This is a genomic window from Pseudomonas sp. PA-1-6B (genome assembly GCF_021609545.1).
In the GTDB taxonomy this organism is placed as follows: Bacteria; Pseudomonadota; Gammaproteobacteria; order Pseudomonadales; family Pseudomonadaceae; genus Aquipseudomonas; species Aquipseudomonas fluorescens_BV.
The window spans coordinates 109,887-130,547 of sequence record NZ_WJZM01000004.1; the positions used below are offsets into that span (position 1 = coordinate 109,887).

Consider the following 20,661-nt stretch of genomic DNA (forward strand, 5'->3'; position numbering starts at 1 on the left):
TTTACATTCTTTACACTTTTTTGTTACGGATTTTGCGCTCTCGTTCGTCCCCGTGTTTTACAGAGAGGATAAGAATCAATACCATTGACGCCTCTCTGATCCCAGGTATTGCCCCATGTTGCTGCACATTCCCGGCCTGTTCTCTCGCGAGGAGGTGCTGCGCATTCGCCAGGCCCTGGAAGAGACCGAATGGGCTGACGGCAAAATCACCGCCGGTCACCAGTCGGCCAAGGCCAAGCACAACCTGCAATTGCCTGAAGGTCACCCGTTGGCCAAGGAAATTGGCGCAGCCATGCTGGAGCGGTTGTGGAGCAACCCGCTGTTCATGTCGGCCGCGCTGCCGCATAAAGTCTTCCCGCCACTGCTCAACTGCTATACCGCTGGCGGCAGTTTTGACTTTCATATCGACAATGCGGTGCGCCAGCCCAAAGGCAGCCACGAGCGCGTGCGCACCGACCTGTCGTCCACGCTGTTCTTCAGCGATCCCGACGAGTACGACGGCGGCGAACTGGAGATCCAGGACACCTTCGGCCTGCAGCGGGTCAAGCTACCCGCTGGCGACATGGTGCTGTACCCCGGCTCCAGCCTGCACAAAGTCAACGCGGTGACCCGTGGCGCGCGCTATGCCTCGTTCTTCTGGACCCAAAGCCTGGTGCGCGAAGACAGCCAGCGCACCTTGCTGTTCGAGATGGACGGCGCGATCCAGCAACTGACCCGCGACGTGCCCGACCACCCTGCGCTGATCCAGCTCACCGGCACCTACCACAACCTGTTGCGCCGCTGGGTCGAGGTCTGAGCATGGGTTTTTTATTGCGCCGCGAAGAAGTGCTCAATGTCGAACAATTGCAGAGCATGCTCGATGACTCCCCGGTGCGCGCCGCCCAGGCCATTCTGATCGCCGCCAAGGCAGGTGTGGTCGAGGCCCAGGCCCTGCTCGGGCAAATCTTGCTGGAAGGGCGCGGCATTGCCCGCGATGAGGCCCTGGCGCTGCGCTGGTTCCAGATTGCCGCGCAGGGCGGGCACCTGATGGCGCGCAATATGATCGGGCGCTGCCGCGAGCATGGCTGGGGCTGCGCTGTCGATGAAGCCGCCGCAGTACGGGAATATCGCCTGGCGGCACACGCCGGGTTGGATTGGGGGCAGTACAACTACGCCAACCTCTTGGCTACCGGCCGTGGCGTTGTTGAAGACCAGGCGCAAGCACTGGCGCTGTATCGCCAGGCTGCCGAACAGGGCCATGCCAAGTCGATGAACCTGCTCGGGCGTTACCTGGAAGACGGGCAGCATTGCCCCAAGGATGTTGAGGTGGCCGTTGAGTGGTATCGCCGCTCAGCCGAGGCAGGGGATTTTCGTGGGCAGTTCAGCCATGCGGCGGTGCTGGCCGACAGCGGCCAGATCGACGCGGCGCTGGAATGGTTGCACAAGGCGCTGGCAGGCGGGAATCTCAAGTTTCTGCGAACGGCGCACAAGGCGCTGGCGCAGGCGGATGACCCGCGGATTCGCGCCATGGCCGAGGCCTACCAACAACGAGCCGCGGCCTTTTCCTGAGCCATAAAAAAACCCATGACAAGTCATGGGCTTCTTCTTGCAGCTTGTCGCTTAAAACTTACCGCTGTTCTTACACGTAAAACGATTTCAGCGGCGGGAACCCATTGAACTCAACCGCGCTGTAGCTGGTGGTGTAGGCACCGGTCGACAACCAGTACAGACGATCACCAATGGCCAGGTTCAATGGCAGGCCGTACTTGTAGTTTTCGTACATGATGTCGGCGCTGTCGCAGGTCGGGCCGGCGATGACCACTTCTTCCATCTCGCCTTTCTTCTCGGTCCAGATCGGGAACTTGATGGCTTCGTCCATGGTTTCGATCAGGCCGGAGAACTTGCCCACATCCGTGTACACCCAGCGCTCGACGGCGGTACGGGACTTGCGCGCCACCAGCACCACTTCGCTGACCAGGATACCGGCGTTGGCGATCAACGAACGGCCTGGTTCCAGGATGATTTCCGGCAGGTCGTCACCGAAGTCTTCCTTGAGGAAGCGGATGATTTCTTCGGCGTAGGTTTCCAGGCTGTTGGTGCGGGTGATGTAGTTGGCCGGGAAGCCGCCGCCCATGTTGATCAGCTTCAGCTCGATGCCATCTTCTTCCTTCAGGCGTTCGAAGATCACCTTGACCTTGGCGATGGCCGCGTCCCACACGCTGATGTCGCGCTGTTGCGAGCCGACGTGGAACGAGATGCCGTAAGGCACCAGGCCCAGGTCGCGGGCGAGGATCAGCAGGTCCATGGCCATGTCGGTCTGGCAGCCGAATTTGCGCGACAACGGCCAGTCAGCAGTGGTCGAGCCTTCGGTGAGGATACGCACATACACTTTCGAACCCGGCGCGGCCTTGGCGATGTTGCGCAGGTCGGCTTCGGAGTCGGTAGAGAACAGGCGCACGCCCTTCTCATAGAAGTAGCGGATGTCCTTGGATTTCTTGATGGTGTTGCCGTAACTGATACGGTCGGCGCTGACGCCGCGGTCCATGACCTTGTCCAGCTCGTAGATCGATGCGATGTCGAAGCTCGAACCCTTGTCTTTCAACAGGTCGATGATCTCGACGGCCGGGTTGGCCTTGACCGCGTAATACACCTTGGCGAATTCGAAACCGGCGCGCAGGTCATCGTAGGCCTGGCTGATCATCGCGGTGTCGATCACCACGAACGGGGTTTCTTGCTTGTCGGCGAACGCCTTCATTTTGTCAAAAGTGGCGCGCGCGAAATAATCTTCGACGTTGATCGACATGCTGGGAACTCCTAAGGGCAAACTAATTTGATCAATGGGTGCAAATGAACGTCCTCCGTATCCCCACTTTGGTTCGCCTACTTCCCAAGGCATGTCGCCGAAAGCAAAAAGGCCACGGGGTAAGCTGCCCTTGGCCTTGCTGTCTCGTCGTCAGTACTTGAGCCGGATGGATCGTTTCCAGCATGGACGTTCGGCGCGAACTTTAGGGCTTGGCGGGCGTGGGATCAACTAAAAATGTCGCGTTTTTGCACGCGTTCGTCGCGCGGCCGCGTGCAGCTACTTATGTAACCGACCGGTGTGACGGATTGATGTTCCCCGGATGGGGCCAATCAGGTGGATTTGCGGTGTATTCATCGCAGGCAAGCCAGCTCCCACAGGGGAATGCATTCCAACATAAGAATGCAGTTCAAATGTGGGAGCTGGCTTGCCTGCGATAGCGGCGGATCAGACCAGCGCGGTCTCGGCTGGAGACACGATACTGGTCTTGCCCCCACGGGACTTACCAGAACTCAAGTATTCGGCAATCGACTCCTGGGTCACTTCCCCGAGGAATACCCGCTCCGCATCCATCACCGGCAGCCACGAACGGTTGAACTCGTACATGCGCGACAGCAGGATGCGCAAATGCTCGTCATACGCTGCCGTGGCGTTGAACTCGCGCAGGTACTGGCCGCAGGTGCCGGCCTGGCGGTGCAAGTCGCGACGGCGTACGTAGCCCAGCGCCTTGTTCTCCGAACAGGTGACCACCACATAGCGGCGGTCGTGCTCGTCCATCAATTCCAGCGCATCGGCCACGGGTGTTTCCGGGCTCACCGACGGGGCGTTGTCCGCCGCGTCTTCGGCTTTTACCAGCAGCAGGCGCTTGAGGGTGCTGTCCTGGCCCACGAAATTGCTGACGAACTCGTCGGCCGGGTGCGCCAGCAGCGTGTCCGGGTGGTCGATCTGCAGCAGTTTGCCGGCGCGGATGATGGCGATCTTGTCGCCCAGCTTGATGGCTTCGTCGATGTCGTGGCTGACCATGATCACCGTCTTGTTCAGCGCGCGCTGCATCTCAAAGAACTCGTTCTGGATCATCTCGCGGTTGATCGGGTCGACCGCGCCGAACGGCTCGTCCATCAGCAGCAGCGGCGCATCCGCCGCCAGGGCGCGGATCACACCGATGCGCTGTTGCTGCCCACCCGACAGCTCACGCGGGTAGCGATGCAGGTACTGCTTGGGTTCCAGCTTGATCATGCTCATCAACTCGCGGGCGCGGTCGTGGCATTTCTGCTTGTCCCAGCCGAGCAGCTTGGGCACCACCACGATGTTCTCTTCGATGGTCATGTTGGGGAACAGGCCGATCTGCTGGATCACGTAGCCGATGTTGCGACGCAGGGTCACCTCGTCGAGGTCAGTGGTGTCTTCGCCGTTGATCAAAATCTTGCCCGAGGTGGGCTTGATCAAGCGGTTGATCATTTTCAGCGTAGTGCTCTTGCCGCAACCCGAGGGCCCCAGGAATACGCAAATCTCGCCTTCGTTGACGGTCAGGCTCACATCGTTGACGGCGGTGACCGTCTTGCCGTTGCTTTGAAAAGTCTTGGACAGATTTTGAAGTTCGATCATTTGAGCAATCCTTTTGGAGTCAGCGAGCGTTGCAGCCATTGCAGAAGCAGGTCGGCGAAGATGGCCAGGAGACTGACCAGCACGGCGCCGACGATCAGCATCGACATATCGCTGCGGCTGATGGAAGCCAGAATAAGTACACCCAGGCCACCGGCACCGATGGTGGCGGCGATGGTCATCACACCGATATTCATCACCACGGCGGTACGCACGCCAGCGAGAATCACCGGCACCGCAATCGGCAGTTCGACCATGCGCAGGCGCTGGCCGAAGGTCATGCCGATGCCGCGTGCGGCTTCGCGAATGCCTGGCTCAACGCCGGTGAGGGCCAGGTAGGTGTTACGCATGATTGGCAGCAGGGAGTAGAGGAACACGGCGGTGATCGCCGGCATTGGCCCCAGGCCCTGGCCGAACTTGGAGTAGAACGGCAGCAGCAGGCCGAACAGTGCGATGGATGGCACCGTCAACAGCACCGTGGCACTGGCTTGTAAGGGACCTGCCAGGGTTGGAAAGCGCGTCATCAGAATGCCCAGGGGCACGCCGATAAAAATCGCGAGGATCACGGCGATGCCGACCAGGGTGATGTGCTGCCAGGTCAGGTGCAGGACCTGGGCCCAATCAAGATGGGAAAAGGCGTTCAAAAATTCCATGTCTTCTCCTTTTTAGTTGATTGGATGTTGGCGCAGGAAATCGGCGGCAACGGCGGACGGGCTTTCATGGTCGACGTCGACGCGTGCATTAAGCTGACGCATGGTTTCATCGTCGAACAAGTTGGCCAAAGGCTTGAGTTCGGCGGCCAGTTGCGGGTGCTGGTCGAGGTATTCCTGACGGATCACCGGGGCTGCGGTGTAGTCGGGGAAGTAGTGCTTGTCGTCTTCGAGCAGCTTCAACTTAAAGGCGTTGAGGCGCCCGTCGGTGGTGTAGACCAGTCCGGCAAACACCTGGCCATTACGCAGCGCGGTGTAGACCAGGCCCGCGTCCATCTGCCGGGTGTTTTTGCGCGTCAGGTTCATGTCGTACAGCTTAACCATGCCCGCCAGGCCGTCGGAGCGGTTGGCGAACTCGGTGTCCAGGGCGACCAGGCGCTGTTCCTTGATGTCTTCGGCCATGGCTTTGGTGAGATCGCTGATGCTGTTGATCTCGGGATGTTCCTCAGCAACTTTCTCCGGCAGCGCCAGTGCGTAGGTGTTGCTGAAACGCGACGGCGACAGCCAGACCAAGCCCTTTTTCGCATCGAGTTCTTTGACCCGAGCGTAGGACTGTTCGCTGTCGAGTTTCTCGTCGATATGGTTGTAGGCCACCAGCGACACGCCGGTGTATTCCCAGATCAGGTCCAGTTGCCCGCTTTCCTGGGCGCTACGCGCCAGGTTGCTGCCCAGGCCGCCGGTCACACGGGCGTCGTAGCCCTTGGTGCGCAGGTACTGGGAGGTGATTTCGGCGAGCAGGGTCTGCTCGGTGAACACCCGGGCGCCAATGCGGATCACGGGTTTTTCAGCGGCTTGCGCAATACCTGCAAACAGCAGGACGCAGCCTAATATCAAGCTCAGTTTTTTCATGTGAATTCCTTTACCGGGCCTTAAGACGGGCGCAACCCGCGTTCCAGCCAGAGGCGGCTGGCCATGGTCACCAGGCCATCAAGCAGCAATGCCAGCAGCGCGGTACACGCGGCGCCGAGCAACAGTTGCGGCTGGTTGTTCAGGGCGATGCCGGGGAAAATCAGGCTGCCCAGGCTGTTGGCGCCAATCAGGAACGCCAGCGGTGCGGTACCGACGTTGATCGCCAGGGCCACGCGCACACCGCCGATGATGATCGGCACGGCGTTGGGCAGCTCCACGCGAAACAGCACCTGGCGCGGGGTCATGCCGATGCCGGTGGCGGCTTCCTTGAGGGAGCCCTGAACGTTTTTCAGGCCTTCGTAGGTGTTACGCACGATGGGCAGGAGCGAGGCGAGGAACAGCGCGAAGATGGCCGGGCCGCTGCCGATGCCGAGGACGCCGAGGGCGATGGCCAGTACGGCCAGGGGAGGGACGGTGTTGCCGATGTTGAAGATCTGCATGAAACGTTCTGCACGCCCGACCATGTTGGGTCGGCTGAGCAGGATACCGGCGGGAATGCCCACAATCAGGGCTGCCAGCATGGAGACTAAAACCAGAATCAGATGAGCTTGCAGGTAAAACAACAAATCGTCGCGGTACAGTTCGATCGTGTTGATGCCGATCCAGTGGACCAGCAGGGCCAGGAGCGCGACGACAACCGCGCCTCCTATCAGCCCTTTGCCATAGCGAATAGCCACAGGCGGACTCCTTTTTTTCTTTTGTCGGCGAACACATTTTCCGGCGGCAATGCCATTCCTGGCTGCCTCTGAATGAGTTCGCGAAAAGCAACTCGCCGATACTGGCAATGCAGTATGCGATCGAGCCATGAGCGCAGCCTCGTCAGGCTAACTTGCTGATATTTCAGCCCCTGTTCCGAGTGCGGTAGCAGGGGAGTGGACGTCTCGACCTTTTAAAAGGTTCCACACTTGGGCGCATTTAGCCACCCCCAATGGGCTCAACGGTGGTCCGTACCCTCGCGTTTGCGCTATACTCGCCGCCCTTTTTTGACTCACCTGCCAGGCGATTTCCCATGACCCACCAGGCCGCCGAAGTCGCGAAACGCCGCACTTTCGCCATTATTTCCCACCCCGATGCCGGTAAAACCACCATCACCGAAAAGCTGTTGCTGATGGGCAAGGCGATCGCGGTAGCCGGCACGGTGAAATCGCGCAAATCCGACCGCCATGCCACCTCCGACTGGATGGAAATGGAAAAACAACGAGGTATTTCCATTACCACGTCGGTCATGCAGTTCCCCTATCGCGAGCACATGATCAACCTGCTCGACACCCCAGGGCACGAAGACTTCTCCGAAGATACTTACCGCACCCTCACCGCGGTGGACTCGGCGCTGATGGTCCTCGACGGCGGTAAAGGCGTCGAGCCACGTACCATCGCGCTGATGGACGTGTGCCGTCTGCGTGACACGCCGATCGTCAGCTTCATCAACAAACTCGACCGCGACATCCGCGACCCCATCGAGTTGCTGGATGAAATCGAGGCCGTCCTGAAGATCAAGGCCGCGCCGATCACTTGGCCGATTGGTTGCTACCGCGACTTCAAGGGCGTGTACCACCTGGCCGACGACTACATCATTGTCTACACCGCTGGCCACGGTCATGAACGCACCGAAACCAAGATCATTGAAAAACTCGACTCCGACGAAGCCCGCGCCCACTTGGGTGACGAGTACGACCGTTTCGTCGACCAACTGGAACTGGTGCAGGGCGCCTGCCATGAGTTCAACCAGCAGGAGTTCCTCGACGGCCAGTTGACCCCGGTGTTCTTCGGTACCGCCCTGGGCAACTTCGGCGTCGACCACGTACTGGACGCCGTCGTGGACTGGGCCCCGCGCCCGCTGGCCCGCGTCGCCAACGAGCGCACCGTGGAACCGGTGGAAGAGAAATTCACCGGCTTCGTGTTCAAGATCCAGGCGAACATGGACCCCAAGCACCGCGACCGTATTGCCTTCATGCGTATCTGCTCCGGCCGCTACGAAAAAGGCATGAAGATGCGCCATGTGCGCACCGGCAAGGACGTACGCATCGGCGACGCCCTGACGTTCTTCTCCTCCGAGCGTGAACAGCTCGAAGAAGCCTACGCCGGCGACATCATCGGTTTGCACAACCACGGAACCATCCAGATCGGCGACACCTTCACCGAAGGCGAAGCGCTGGGCTTTACCGGTATCCCGCACTTCGCCCCGGAACTGTTCCGCCGCGTGCGCCTGCGTGACCCGCTCAAGTCCAAGCAACTGCGCCAAGGCTTGCAGCAATTGGCCGAAGAAGGCGCCACCCAGGTGTTCTTCCCCGAGCGCAGCAACGACATCATCCTCGGCGCCGTGGGTGTGCTGCAGTTCGACGTGGTCGCCAGCCGCTTGAAAGAGGAATACAAGGTGGAGTGCTCCTACGAGCCGATCACGGTGTATTCGGCGCGCTGGATTGATTGCAGCGATAAGAAGAAGTTGGAAGAGTTCTCCAACAAGGCCGTGGAAAACCTGGCGATCGACGGCGGTGGTCACCTGACCTACCTGGCACCGACCCGGGTGAACCTGGCGCTGATGGAAGAGCGTTGGCCGGATGTGAAGTTCCGCGCTACTCGTGAGCACCATTGATTTAGGCTTCTCATCTTGAAAAGCTAACATCTTGAAAAGCTAACTAAAAACCCTAAAGATTTTATCTTTAGGGTTTTTTTGACTGCGTAGACGGCTAAAGTCAACTGTGAAGTTTGACAGTAGATTTTTATAGCGCTCAGCCGTTAGATAGGCGAGGAGGTCGTAAGGCCTATCGTCAATGCTTATACGTAGAAGTTCAATAGCATGTTTTGGTTTTGGTTTTTGATTTGAAGGTACAGATCTTTATATCAGGTTACCTCGCATGGAGATTGGATCATGGTCAGTCATGAGGAAGAGCAGATACAGAATGCTATTGGGCATTTTGAATATCGTTTTGAAGGCGGGGGGCTGGTAATCCCGCAGTATAAATACGTATATCTTGAAGAGGGGCCGCAACCGATTCCACCGACTTTTAAAGGTCGGGACACTCAAAACGGTATTCGTGAAACGGGCTTTATGTTTGTATTCGACTCGTATGATTTTTGGGGCATCAATACGCCTGTCGGTCAGGGATTCCATGTGCAGAGTTTTTTGGCAGGGAACAGTACTGAAGTGACGTCCGGTTTTGTTACTGGAATGATAAATCCTTCAAAGAAAGCCGGATTTTTTAAGTTTGATCTCAATGTGGATGTTCACGGCTCGATGAGACGCGTCGAAGGGTTCTTTATATTGAAGCAAAACGTTACTGCATTATAGTCTCGAAAGGTTCTCTCGCCTGGCTCCAGCATTGGGCAATCAGGTGATAATGGGAGGTGAGCATCATCATGATCTTAGCGGTTGAGATAAGGGCGAAGCTGTCATGGCTTCGCCCTTTTTGTCTCTATAAAGGCTGGGAATTGGCGAGAACCCTGTATCGGGTCTAGTTTTCACACATTGCCTGCGAAGGAGACCACCGTGCGAAATGTTCGATACGTTATTTGTCTGATGCTACTGGCAGGCCCAGGCTGACAACGCTGCCGGCACTGGCCGGCGATGGTACGCCCCAATGGAAAGACACCGGCCCTGTCACCAAGAAAAAGGCCAACGAGGTCAACTCCGGCAGCTGGAAACCGCAGCCCCAGCCCACGGATGTCAGGTATCCGGAAAACCCCATCAACGAAGGGGAGGACAGTGAGACCTTTGATGACGGCGAAACCTGAGACGCGGCGCCAACCCGAAAAGAAGCCCCGCCCGCCAGGCTGATGCGCAACCTGACGGGAAGGGCAGTAGGACGCTGTATTACCTGCTTTGGAAACCGCACGTGCATGGCGAGGGAGCATCCTCCCTCGCCACAAGGGCGGTCAGGCCACGAATTGCTCCGCGTAGTGGCAAGCCACCTGCCGGTTATCCAAAGGACGCAACAGCGGCTCTTCACTGCTGCAACGCGCCGTCGCATACGGGCAACGCTTGTGGAACGCGCAGCCAGGCGGCGGGTTCAGTGGGTTGGGCAGTTCGCCGACGATCTTGATCTTCGGCTTGCTCGGGTCCGGATGAATGGTCGGGGTGGCCGACAGCAGCGCCTGGGTATAAGGGTGCAGCGGGCGTGCGTAGATGTCTTCCTTGGGGCCCACCTCAACCGGGCGGCCGAGGTACATCACCATCACATCGTCAGCCACGTGCTGCACCACCGCGAGGTTGTGGGAGATGAACACGTAGGCGGTGTTGAATTCCTGCTGCAAATCCATGAACAGGTTAAGCACCTGGGCCTGGATCGACACGTCCAGCGCCGAGGTCGGTTCGTCTGCCACCAGCACCTTGGGTTGCAGCATCATGGCGCGGGCCAACGCGATGCGCTGGCGCTGGCCGCCGGAGAACATGTGCGGGTAGCGCTGATAATGCTCAGGGCGCAGGCCCACTTGCTTCATCATCGCCTGCACTTTCTCGCGGCGTTCGGCGGCGGACAGGTTGGTGTTGATCAGCAGCGGTTCGGCCAGTTGATCACCGACTTTCTGGCGTGGGTTCAGCGAAGCATAGGGGCTCTGGAACACCATCTGCACGTCTTTGCGCAATTGCTTGCGCTGGGCCTTGTCGGCGCCAGCCACCTCTTGCCCGGCGATTTTCAACGAGCCCGACGAGGGCTCTTCAATCAGCGTGAGGGCGCGGGCCAGGGTGGATTTGCCACAGCCCGACTCGCCTACCACGGCGAGGGTTTTGCCGGCCTCCAACTCAAAAGACACACCATTAAGGGCGCGCACGGTGGCGTGGCCCTTGAACAGGCCACGGGACACTTCGTAGTGACGGGTGAGGTCGCGGGCGGTAAGTACGACGGCCATTACGCCACCTCCTGGTTCAGCGGGTAGAAGCAGCGGGCAAGGCTGTGGCTTTTCGGATCAAGGCCCGGCCGCTGGGCGCGACAGGAGTCCTGCACGTAGGGGCAGCGCGGCGACAGCAGGCAACCCTGCGGACGGTCGTAGCGGCCGGGCACGATGCCCGGCAACGTGGCCAGGCGCGTAGCACCGAGGCTGTGCTCGGGAATGGCCTTGAGCAACGCTTCGCTGTACGGGTGTGCCGGAATGTCGAACAGCTGCGGCACCTGGCCGACTTCCACCGCCTGGCCTGCGTACATCACGCACACGCGCTGGGCGGTTTCGGCAACCACCGCGAGGTCGTGAGTGATCAGCACCAGGCCCATGTTCTGCTCTTTTTGCAGGGCCAGCAGCAGTTCCATGATCTGCGCCTGGATGGTCACGTCCAACGCAGTGGTCGGTTCATCGGCGATCAGCAACTTGGGCTCACCGGCAATCGCCATGGCGATTGCCACGCGTTGGCTCATACCACCGGACAATTGATGCGGGTAGGCATCCATACGGCTGGCAGCGCCTGGGATCTCGACCTTTTCCAGCAGCTCGATGGCGCGTTTGCGTGCTTGTTTGCCGGACATTTTCAGGTGCAGGCGCAGCACTTCTTCGATCTGGAAACCCACGGTGTAGCTGGGGTTCAACGCGGTCATCGGGTCCTGGAACACCATCGCCAGGTCTTTGCCGACGATCTGACGGCGCTGGCGGTTGCTCAACTTGAGCATGTCCTTGCCGTCGAAACTCAGGGCATCGGCAGTGACGATGCCGGGATGCTCGATCAGGCCCATCAGCGCCATCATGGTCACGGATTTACCCGAACCCGACTCGCCAACAATCGCCAGTACTTCGCCTTTGTCGACGGAGATGTCGAGGCCATCGACCACCGGCACGGCGGTCTTGTCGCCGAAGCGTACGTTGAGATTCTTGATTTCTAAAAGTGACATGGGAATCTCCTCAGGCGGCGTTCTTGAGTTTCGGGTCCAGCGCATCGCGCAGGCCGTCACCCATCAAGTTGATTGCCAGCACGCTGAGCAAAATGGTCAAGCCAGGCAGGCTCACCACCCACCAGGCGCGTTCGATGTAGTCTCGGGCCGAAGCCAGCATGGTGCCCCACTCCGGGGTTGGCGGTTGTACGCCAAGGCCGAGGAAGCCCAGGGCCGCGGCATCGAGAATCGCCGAGGAAAAGCTCAAGGTCGCTTGTACGATCAGCGGTGCCATGCAGTTAGGCAGCACGGTGATGAACATCAAGCGTGGCAGGCCGGCACCGGCGAGGCGGGCGGCGGTCACGTAGTCGCGGTTCAATTCGCCCATCACGGCGGCTCGCGTCAGGCGCACATAAGACGGCAACGACACGATGGCGATGGCGATCACGGTGTTGATCAGGCCAGGGCCGAGGATGGCGACAATCGCCACGGCCAGCAGCAGCGATGGCAGGGCCAGCATGATGTCCATCAGGCGCATGATGGTGGGGCCCAGCAAGCGCGGGAAGAACCCGGCGAACAGACCCAGCAGGATACCCGGGATCAGCGACATCACCACCGACGACAAACCGATCAGCAACGACAGGCGCGAGCCCTGGATCAGGCGCGAGAGCAAGTCACGGCCCAGTTCGTCGGTGCCCAGCAGGAACTGCATCTGCCCGCCTTCCAGCCACGCCGGCGGGGTGAGCAGGAAGTCACGGTATTGCTCGCTGGGGTTATGCGGTGCAACCCACGGGGCGAAGATCGCGCAGAACACGATCAGCAGCATGAACAGCAGGCCGGCGACCGCGCCTTTGTTCTTGGAGAAGGCTTGCCAGAATTCTTTGTACGGGGACGGGTACAGCAGGCTCTGATCGACTGCTGACACTTGAGTAGGTGTGGTCATGGTCATGATCTCAGCGCTGGTGACGGATGCGTGGGTTGGCGAAGCCGTAGAGGATATCCACCACGAAGTTCACCAGGATCACCAGGCAGGCGATCAGCAGAATGCCGTTTTGCACCACCGGGTAGTCCCGCGCGCCAATGGCTTCGATCAGCCATTTGCCGATGCCGGGCCACGAGAAGATGGTTTCGGTCAGTACCGCACCGGCCAGCAGCGTGCCGACCTGCAGGCCGACCACGGTGAGCACCGGGATCAGTGCGTTACGCAGGCCGTGCACGAACACCACGCGCGCCGGCGACAGGCCCTTGGCCTTGGCGGTACGGATGTAGTCCTCACGCAGCACTTCGAGCATCGACGAACGGGTCATGCGCGCGATCACCGCCAGCGGGATGGTGCCGAGCACGATGGCGGGCAGGATCAGGTGGTGCAACGCATCCCAGAAAGCGTCCGGCTCGTCGGCCAGCAGGGTGTCGATCAGCATGAAGCCGGTGCGCGGCTCGATGTCATAGAGCAGGTCGATACGTCCGGATACCGGGGTCCAGCCCAGGCTTACCGAGAAGAACATGATCAGGATCAGGCCCCACCAGAAGATTGGCATCGAATACCCCGCCAGGGAGATGCCCATCACCCCATGGTCGAACAGGGATCCTCGCTTGAGTGCCGCGATCACCCCGGCCAACAGGCCCAGGATACCGGCGAACAACAGCGCGGCCATGGACAGCTCCAGGGTCGCGGGGAAAAGGGCGGTGAACTCGGTCCACACGCTGGTGCGGGTGCGCAGCGATTCGCCAAGGTCGCCCTGGGCGAGCTTGCCGACATAGTCCAGGTATTGCGCATACAGCGGCTTGTTAAGGCCAAGGCGCTCCATTGCCTGTGCGTGCATTTCGGGGTCAACCCGTCGCTCGCCCATCATGACTTCTACGGGGTCGCCTGGAATCATGCGAATCAACGCAAAGGTCAGCAACGTGATGCCGAAGAACGTGGGGATCAATAACCCCAGTCGGCGGGCAATAAAACTAAACATCTTGGTGTGTACCTCAATCAGCCGGTTAGGCAGGTCCGGCACCGTCAATGTCGACGGTGCCGAGCGTTTTTCTTATTACTTCACCTGGGTGGTGGCGAAGTTATTGGTGGTCAGAGGGCTTTGGGTATAACCCTCGACGTTCTTGCGCATGGCGGTAAACATTTTCGGGTAGGCCATGGGAATCCACGGTTGGTCCTTCTCGAAAACGGCCAAAGCTTGTTCATAGAGTGCAGCGCGCTCGGCGGGTTCAGCGTCGGCGCGGGCCTTGTCGATCAAGTCTTGAAACTCTTTGTTACACCAGCGGGCGTAGTTTTCGCCGTTTTTCGCTGCATCGCAACTCAGGTTAGGGGTGAGGAAGTTATCCGGGTCGCCGTTATCCCCGGCCCAACCGGCAGAAACCATGTCGTGCTCGCCAGCTTTGGCGCGCTTGAGCATTTCGCCCCATTCCATGACCTTGATATTGACCTTCAGGCCGATCTGGGCCAGATCCGCTTGCATGCGCTGGGCACCGAGCATCGGGTTAGGGTTGGTCGGGCCGCCGCCGTTGCGGGTGAACAGGGTGAATTCGGTGCCTTCCGGCACGCCGGCTTCCTTGAGCAGGGCGCGGGCCTTGTCCAGGTCACGCTCCGGGTTTTTCAGCTTGTCGCTGAAACCCAGCAGGGTCGGCGGGTACGGCCCGGTGGCATCGACGGCGTTGCCTTTGCCGTACAGCGATTCGTTGTAGCCCTTCTTATCGAAGGCAATATTGATCGCGTGACGTACCCGCGCATCGCTCATGTACTTGTGGGTGGTATTCATGGCGGTGTAGCTGGTGGTCATCGCCGCCAGTTCCGCCACTTTCAGGTTGGGATCAGCCTTGGCGCTGGGTACGTCATCGGGCTTGGGATACAGCGCGATCTGGCATTCGTTGGCCTTGAGCTTTTGCAGGCGCACATTGCTATCGGTGGTGATTGCCAGAATAAGCGGGTCGGCCGGCGGCTTGCCACGGAAGTACTCCGGGTTGGCCTTGAAACGCACCTGGGCGTCTTTTGCGTAGCGGTTGAAGATGAACGGCCCGGTGCCGATTGGCTTGGCGTTCAGATCATCGGTCTTGCCGGACTTGAGCAATTGGTCGGCATATTCGGCGGAGTGAATCGAGGAAAACGCCATGGCCAGGTCAGCCAGGAAGGGAGCTTCAGGACGAGTCAGGGTAAAGACAACCGTGTGATCGTCGGTTTTCTCTACGCTCTTGAGCAGTTCCTTGAAGCCCATGCTTTCGAAGTACGGGTAGCCCACGTTGGACTTGTTATGCCACGGGTGATTCGGGTCCAGCTGGCGCTGGAAGCTCCAAAGCACATCATCGGCATTCAGGTTGCGCGTGGGTTTGAAATAGTCGGTGGTGTGGAACTTGATGTCGTCACGCAGGTGGAAGGTGTAGGTCAGGCCATCGGCGCTGATTTCCGGCAGGTCTTTGGCCAGGGCAGGGACCACTTCAGTGGTGCCGGGCTTGAAGTCCACCAGGCGGTTGAACATGGTTTCAGCGGCGGCGTCAGCAGTCACAGCAGTGGTGTACAGGACCGGGTCGAAACCTTCCGGGCTGGCTTCGGTGCAGACCACCAGCGGTTTGGCCGAAACGCCGATCGCCACGCTCAACAGCGCAGCGGCCATGGCGGCTTGTAGTGGGAGCATTTTCATTCAGAGCCCTCTGCAATCGATGGAGCCAGAAAAGCGTAGGCGGCGGGCTCGTCCTGAGCTCGCCGCCTGCCTGGCGCTAATTAAAGGATGTTGAACGGGATGGTGGTGACCAGACGGAACTCTTTGATGCTGCCGTCGGACTGGAACTCGCTGCCACGGTGCTCAACATAGGTTGCGCGCACGGTGGTGGCTTTGAGTGGGCCGCTCTGCAGCGCGTAAGAGGCGCCTACACCGTATTCCTGGTGCTTCTCGCCGTCCTGGGACTGGATGCCGTCATAAGCAAACTTGGCCCGGCCATTGTTGCCGGTGTAGTGGGTACCGTCGATGTCCCAGCCGCGTGCCGAGTAAGCGTTGAACTTCAGGCCGGGTACGCCGTATTCAGCCATGTTGATGGCATAGGCGATCTGGAAGGATTTCTCGTTCGGGCCGTTGAAGTCAGACGTCAGGGAGTTGGCCAGGTAGATACCGTTGGTTTCGTGCAGGTAGTCGAAGTACTCGTTACCGTTCACTTGCTGGTAGCCGAAGGTCAGGCTGTGTGCCTGGTGAGTCAGGCCCAGGGAGAGGGAGAAGGTATCGTTGTCGATTTCCCCCATCTCTTTTTTGCCTTCATCGACAGTCTTGTAGTAGTTGAAGCCGGTGGTCAGGCCCAACTGCTGCGCGTCGCCCAGCTCGTGGGTGGCGCCGAAGTAGTACTGGTTCCAGAAGTCCTTCACGTTGGCGGCGAAGAAACTGGTCTTCAGGCTTTTCAGCGGCTGGTAGTTCACACCCAGGGTCGACACTTTGTCGGTTTCTGCGCCATTGCCGTATTCGCTACGGAATTTCGACAGGCTCTGCTCGCTACGTGGCGAAACGCGGTCGAACACGCCGCCCTGGAACGACAGGTTGCTGAACTCTTCGCTGTTAAAGCTCACACCCTGGAAGCTCGAAGGCAGAGCACGGTTGCCGATGGTGTCGACGATGCCGCTGCTGAAGTTCTGGCGACCGGCGGTCAGTGTGGTGTTGGACACACGGAATTGCACGTTGGCCAAGCCCAGTTTGCTCCACTGGTCTACGGCGTCACCGTTGGAGTCGGCCAGGGTACGGTTGGAGCCGCCTTTGATATCACGCTTGCTGCGATCCAGCACCAGGGCGTTGTACACCGCCACTTCAGTCTTGACCCCTACGGTGCCCTGGGTGAAACCCGAGCTGGCGTTGAGGATGGTGCCCTGCACCCAGTTGGTACGGTTGCGATCGGTCAGGGTCTGGCCGTGCTTCTGGTACGAGAAGGTGCCCCCACGGTATTTGCTTTCATGGGAGTACCAGTTACGCGTGGTGCCGCCCAGGCTGAAATCTTCGATAAAGCCTTTGGCCTCGCTTTGGGCGCTGGTGCCGGCCAGGGTGGTAGGAACGAAGTCCTGGCTTTGCGTTTCAGCGTAGGCGGTGGCCGTGATGCTGCTGATGGCCAAGGCCAGAAGCGCTTTGCTGCTCAGTTTCATGGGTGAAGCTCCTTTGGTTCTCTTTTTTAATGCCGGTCTTTTTGGGTGATCCGGCTATTGGGTGTGGAACTCGTTCAAGCTATTGCAAACGTTTGGCGTAGGAAATTTCCCAACAAAAGCCTGCACGTTTGCCGGGAAGCGTATTTCGCTCCCCGCCATCCGGTTATTTTCTTATGGGTTGATGCTGACGCCCGAGAACACGTTGCGGCCGAAAGGGCTTACCTTGAAGCCTTCGACTTTGGCGCTTAACGGCTGGTTGACCGTCGAGTGGGCGATGGGCGTGATCGGCACCTGCTGCTTGAGCAGTTGCTGCGCCTGTTTGTACAGAACAGTCCTTTGTTCGCGGTCGGTCACGACCTTGGCTTGCTTGATCAGCTTGTCGTACGCCGGGTCGCACCACATGGAGTAGTTGTTCCCGCCGATGGCGTCGCAGCTGTAGAGGGTGCCGAGCCAGTTGTCCGGGTCACCGTTGTCGCCGGTCCAACCGATCAGGCTGACATCGTGCTCACCGTTCTTGGTGCGCTTGATGTACTCGCCCCATTCATAGCTGACGATCTTGACCTTGAGGCCGATCTTGGCCCAGTCGTTCTGCAGCATTTCCGCCATCAGCTTGGCGTTGGGGTTGTACGGGCGTTGCACTGGCATGGCCCACAAGGTGATCTCGGTGCCTTCCTTGACCCCGGCGGCCTTGAGCAACTGCTTGGCTTTTTCCGGGTCGTAGGCGGCGTCCTTGATGCTGTCGTCGTAGGACCACTGCGTCGGCGGCATGGCGTTGACCGCCAGTTGCCCGGCGCCCTGGTACACAGCATTGAGGATGCTCTGCTTGTTCACCGCCATGTCCAGCGCCTGGCGTACTTCAAGCTGATCGAATGGCTTGTGGCGCACGTTGTAGGAGATATAGCCCAGGTTAAAGCCCGGCTTGGTCAGCAGTTGCAGGTTCGGGTCGGCCTTGAGGGCCTCGACATCGGCAGGGCGTGGATGCAAGGTCACCTGGCATTCGCCGGCCTTGAGCTTCTGTACGCGTACCGAGGCGTCGGTGTTGATGGCGAAGATCAGTTGGTCCAGCTTGACGCGGCTCGGGTCCCAGTACTGCTTGTTGCCCACGTAGCGGATCTGCGAGTCTTTCTGGTAGCGCTGGAACACGAACGGGCCAGTCCCGATCGGTTTCTGGTTGATGTCGCTGGGCCGGCCTTGCTTGAGCAACTGCTCGGCGTATTCCGCCGAAAGGATCGCGGCAAAGCTCATGGCGATGTTCTGCACGAACGCGGCGTCGACCGTGTTCAGCGTCATCACCACGGTGTACGGGTCGGTTTTCTCGACCTTGGCGATGTTCTTGTTCAGGCTCATCCCGTTGAAGTACGGAAACTCGGTGGGGTAGGCCTTGCGGAACGGGTGCTCGGGGTCAAGCATGCGGTTGAAGGTGAACAGCACGTCGTCGGCGTTGAAGTCCCGTGTCGGCTTGAATTCCTTGTTGCTGTGGAACTTCACCCCTTCACGTAGGTGGAAGGTGTAGGTCAGGCCATCCGGGGAAATGTCCCACTTGGTTGCCAGCCCAGGGACGACGTCGGTCGCGCCTTTTTCGAACTCCACCAAACGGTTATACAAAGGCTCCGCCGCATCGTTGTCGGTAGCGGTGGTGTATTGCGCAGTGTCAAACCCTGCCGGGCTGCCTTCGGAGCAGAACACCAGGCTCTTTTTCTCGGCGGCTTGGCCCATGGTGGCCATGGCCAGCAGGCTGGTGGCAAACAGAGCGGATACAACGGTGGTATGGCGCATGGCGATCCCGGTCCTTGTTTGTAGTTATCAACAGCGAGCCTTCCTGCTGGCTTACAGCCAGGCAGACATCACTGATCCCACACACAGCAAGTGCCCTTCCCAGAGTGATGCCTCTGCTGTCCTACGACCTTATGGGGCGCTGACCTTGCAGTAAATGCGTCAATTCTGACTGACCTTGTAGGCAACGGAGGCACGGGTCGCAGTTCATTGCTGTAAGACGGCAACGCTTGCAAACGTAGTCTGTTTCCTAAGGTCCAGGCGGATGGAATAACGGCGACGTTAGGAAACGTCGCCGTTATTGATCCTTACTTGCCGCTGACGCTAACGCCGTAGAAGGAGTTCAAGCCAAACGGGCTGATCTTGAAGTCCTGCACGGTATTACGCATGGGTTGATACACCGTCGAGTGCGCGATAGGTGTCATCGGGACTGCATCTTTGAGGATATGTTGCGCCTGCTTATACAGCTCGGTGCGTTTGGCGACATCCGAAGTGGCCTTGGCTTCTTTAACGATGCCGTCGAATTTCTTGTCGCACCATTTGGAGAAGTTGTTGCCCGACAACGAGTCGCAGCCGAACAGCACGTTCAGCCAGTTGTCCGGGTCACCATTGTCGCCGCTCCAGCCAATGATCATGGCCTGGTTCTCGCCGCCTTTGGAGCGCTTGATGTACTCGCCCCACTCGTAGCTGACGATGTTGACCTTCAGGCCGATCTGTTTCCAGTCGTTCTGCAGCATCTCGGCCATCAACTTGGCGTTGGGGTTGTAGGGGCGCTGGACCGGCATGGCCCACAGGGTGATCTCGGTGCCTTCCTTGACGCCAGCGGCCTTGAGCAATTCCTTGGCCTTGGCAGGATCGTACTTGGCATCCTTGATGGTGGTGTCATAGGACCACTGGGTCGGCGGCATGGCGTTGACTGCCAGTTGGCCGGCACCCTGGTACACGGAGTCGATGATCTGCTGCTTGTTCACCGACATGTCCAGGGCTTCACGGACGCGCAGGTCAGCCAGCGGGTTCGCGGCGGTCTGGCCCTTGAGTACTGGCATGACGTTATAGGCGATGTAGCCCAGGTTGAAACCGGCCTGGTGCGGCAGTTTCAGGTCCTTGTCCTCACCCAGCGCCTTGAGGTCGGCCGGACGTGGGAACAGGGTGATCTGGCATTCGTTTTTCTTGAGCTTCTGGATACGCACCGACGGGTCGGTGGTGATAGCGAAGATCAGGTTATCGATCTTCACGTCTTCAGGTTTCCAGTAGTCCTTGTTGCCGGTGTAGCGAATGTTCGAGTCTTTCTGGTAGCTCTTGAACACGAACGGGCCAGTGCCGACCGGCTTCTGGTTGATGTCGGCAGGCTTGCCTTCCTTCAACAACTGCGCAGCGTATTCGGCGGACTGGATCGAGGCGAAGCTCATGGCCAGGTTCTGGATGAACGCGGCGTCCACGGTGCCAAGGGTGAACTTGACGGTGTGGTCATCGATTTTCTCGATGTTCTTGATGTTGGTGTCCATCCCCATGTCCGTGAAGTACGGGAACTCGGTGGGGTAGGCCTTACGGAATGGATCGTCTTTATTGATCATCCGGTTGAAGGTGAACAGTACGTCGTCAGCCGAAAATTCACGAGTTGGCTTGAAGTACGGGGTGGTATGGAACTTGACGCCTTCGCGAAGGTGGAAGGTGTACGTCAGGCCATCCGGGGACACGTCCCAGCTAGTGGCCAGGCCAGGAACGACGGCGGTGCCGCCACGTTCGAACTGGCTCAGGCGGTTGAACATGGTTTCGGCCGAGGCATCGAAGTCTGTTCCGGTGGTGTACTGGCCTGGATCAAAACCGGCCGGGCTCCCTTCGGAGCAGAACACCAGGTTAGTTGCCGCAAGGGCTACGGGGGCTGCGGCCATAAGGCCAGCGCTCACTAATAACGGAAGGACTGCGTGTTTAAGCATGTTGGCCTCATGATTTGTTGTCATTTTTGGTGGTGAGGGCGACCTC

At 59.2% G+C, this 20,661-nt stretch carries 18 protein-coding genes; 5 read left to right on the forward strand and 13 right to left on the reverse strand.

Going from position 1 to position 20,661, the window contains the following annotated elements:
• Positions 1-115 precede the first annotated feature (115 nt).
• Both GIV35_RS04005 and GIV35_RS04010 read left to right on the forward strand, forming a co-directional pair.
• The gene (locus GIV35_RS04005) at positions 116-796 is read left to right on the forward strand and encodes a Fe2+-dependent dioxygenase (protein WP_034126270.1); all 681 of its coding nucleotides are present in this window, start codon (positions 116-118) and stop codon (positions 794-796) included.
• Between the two features lie 2 nt (positions 797-798).
• Positions 799-1,548, forward strand: a complete 750-nt coding sequence (locus GIV35_RS04010; protein WP_223023436.1) for a tetratricopeptide repeat protein — start codon at positions 799-801, stop codon at positions 1,546-1,548.
• Between the two features lie 70 nt (positions 1,549-1,618).
• Here the strand turns inward: GIV35_RS04010 and GIV35_RS04015 are convergent, their stop codons facing one another.
• The 5 genes from GIV35_RS04015 to GIV35_RS04035 form a co-directional block, all read right to left on the reverse strand.
• Positions 1,619-2,782 carry a type III PLP-dependent enzyme gene (locus GIV35_RS04015; protein ID WP_003188470.1) on the reverse strand — a complete coding sequence of 388 codons (1,164 nt, stop codon included), beginning with the start codon at positions 2,780-2,782 and terminating at the stop codon, positions 1,619-1,621.
• 444 nt (positions 2,783-3,226) lie between these two features.
• Positions 3,227-4,384, reverse strand: coding sequence for an osmoprotectant ABC transporter ATP-binding protein OsmV (locus GIV35_RS04020; RefSeq protein ID WP_236264346.1), 1,158 nt, complete (start codon positions 4,382-4,384; stop codon positions 3,227-3,229).
• Positions 4,381-5,034 carry an ABC transporter permease gene (locus GIV35_RS04025; RefSeq protein ID WP_003188473.1) on the reverse strand — a complete coding sequence of 218 codons (654 nt, stop codon included), beginning with the start codon at positions 5,032-5,034 and terminating at the stop codon, positions 4,381-4,383. The genes GIV35_RS04020 and GIV35_RS04025 overlap by 4 nt, the downstream gene beginning before the upstream one ends.
• Before the next feature lie 12 nt (positions 5,035-5,046).
• Positions 5,047-5,940 carry a glycine betaine ABC transporter substrate-binding protein gene (locus GIV35_RS04030; RefSeq protein ID WP_105225757.1) on the reverse strand — a complete coding sequence of 298 codons (894 nt, stop codon included), beginning with the start codon at positions 5,938-5,940 and terminating at the stop codon, positions 5,047-5,049.
• 20 nt (positions 5,941-5,960) lie between these two features.
• Positions 5,961-6,677 carry an ABC transporter permease gene (locus GIV35_RS04035; RefSeq protein ID WP_004372306.1) on the reverse strand — a complete coding sequence of 239 codons (717 nt, stop codon included), beginning with the start codon at positions 6,675-6,677 and terminating at the stop codon, positions 5,961-5,963.
• A gap of 332 nt (positions 6,678-7,009) precedes the next feature.
• Here GIV35_RS04035 and GIV35_RS04040 point away from each other — a divergent pair, with 332 nt between their 5' ends.
• From GIV35_RS04040 to GIV35_RS04050, 3 genes are all read left to right on the forward strand, one after another.
• Positions 7,010-8,593: a peptide chain release factor 3 gene (locus GIV35_RS04040; protein WP_034126275.1), complete on the forward strand. Its 1,584-nt coding sequence runs from the start codon at positions 7,010-7,012 to the stop codon at positions 8,591-8,593.
• Positions 8,594-8,869: 276 nt separating this feature from the next.
• Complete coding sequence (locus tag GIV35_RS04045; RefSeq protein ID WP_213154057.1) at positions 8,870-9,289, forward strand: hypothetical protein; 420 nt, start codon at positions 8,870-8,872, stop codon at positions 9,287-9,289.
• Positions 9,290-9,510: 221 nt separating this feature from the next.
• A complete protein-coding gene (locus GIV35_RS04050) occupies positions 9,511-9,732 on the forward strand; it encodes a hypothetical protein (RefSeq protein WP_233475119.1) in 222 nt (73 codons plus the stop codon).
• Between the two features lie 141 nt (positions 9,733-9,873).
• Here the strand turns inward: GIV35_RS04050 and GIV35_RS04055 are convergent, their stop codons facing one another.
• The 8 genes from GIV35_RS04055 to GIV35_RS04090 all read right to left on the reverse strand — a co-directional run bounded on the left by GIV35_RS04055 (position 9,874) and on the right by GIV35_RS04090 (position 20,615).
• Entirely contained in the window at positions 9,874-10,845 is a 972-nt protein-coding gene (locus tag GIV35_RS04055) for a peptide ABC transporter ATP-binding protein (protein WP_003188483.1), read from the reverse strand.
• A complete protein-coding gene (locus tag GIV35_RS04060; protein ID WP_213154056.1) occupies positions 10,845-11,813 on the reverse strand; it encodes an ABC transporter ATP-binding protein in 969 nt (322 codons plus the stop codon). Before GIV35_RS04060 ends, GIV35_RS04055 begins: the two co-directional genes overlap by 1 nt.
• 10 nt (positions 11,814-11,823) lie before the next feature.
• Positions 11,824-12,735, reverse strand: a complete 912-nt coding sequence (locus tag GIV35_RS04065) for an ABC transporter permease subunit (protein WP_003188486.1) — start codon at positions 12,733-12,735, stop codon at positions 11,824-11,826.
• A 10-nt stretch (positions 12,736-12,745) separates the two neighbouring features.
• Positions 12,746-13,756, reverse strand: a complete 1,011-nt coding sequence (locus tag GIV35_RS04070; RefSeq protein ID WP_003171721.1) for an ABC transporter permease subunit — start codon at positions 13,754-13,756, stop codon at positions 12,746-12,748.
• A gap of 75 nt (positions 13,757-13,831) precedes the next feature.
• Positions 13,832-15,430, reverse strand: a complete 1,599-nt coding sequence (locus GIV35_RS04075) for an ABC transporter substrate-binding protein (protein ID WP_105225761.1) — start codon at positions 15,428-15,430, stop codon at positions 13,832-13,834.
• An 80-nt stretch (positions 15,431-15,510) separates the two neighbouring features.
• A complete protein-coding gene (locus GIV35_RS04080) occupies positions 15,511-16,905 on the reverse strand; it encodes an OprD family outer membrane porin (RefSeq protein ID WP_089041380.1) in 1,395 nt (464 codons plus the stop codon).
• A gap of 171 nt (positions 16,906-17,076) precedes the next feature.
• Positions 17,077-18,630: an ABC transporter substrate-binding protein gene (locus GIV35_RS04085; RefSeq protein WP_371920470.1), complete on the reverse strand. Its 1,554-nt coding sequence runs from the start codon at positions 18,628-18,630 to the stop codon at positions 17,077-17,079.
• Between the two features lie 356 nt (positions 18,631-18,986).
• Positions 18,987-20,615 carry an ABC transporter substrate-binding protein gene (locus tag GIV35_RS04090; protein ID WP_034126282.1) on the reverse strand — a complete coding sequence of 543 codons (1,629 nt, stop codon included), beginning with the start codon at positions 20,613-20,615 and terminating at the stop codon, positions 18,987-18,989.
• Positions 20,616-20,661: the final 46 nt, after the last annotated feature.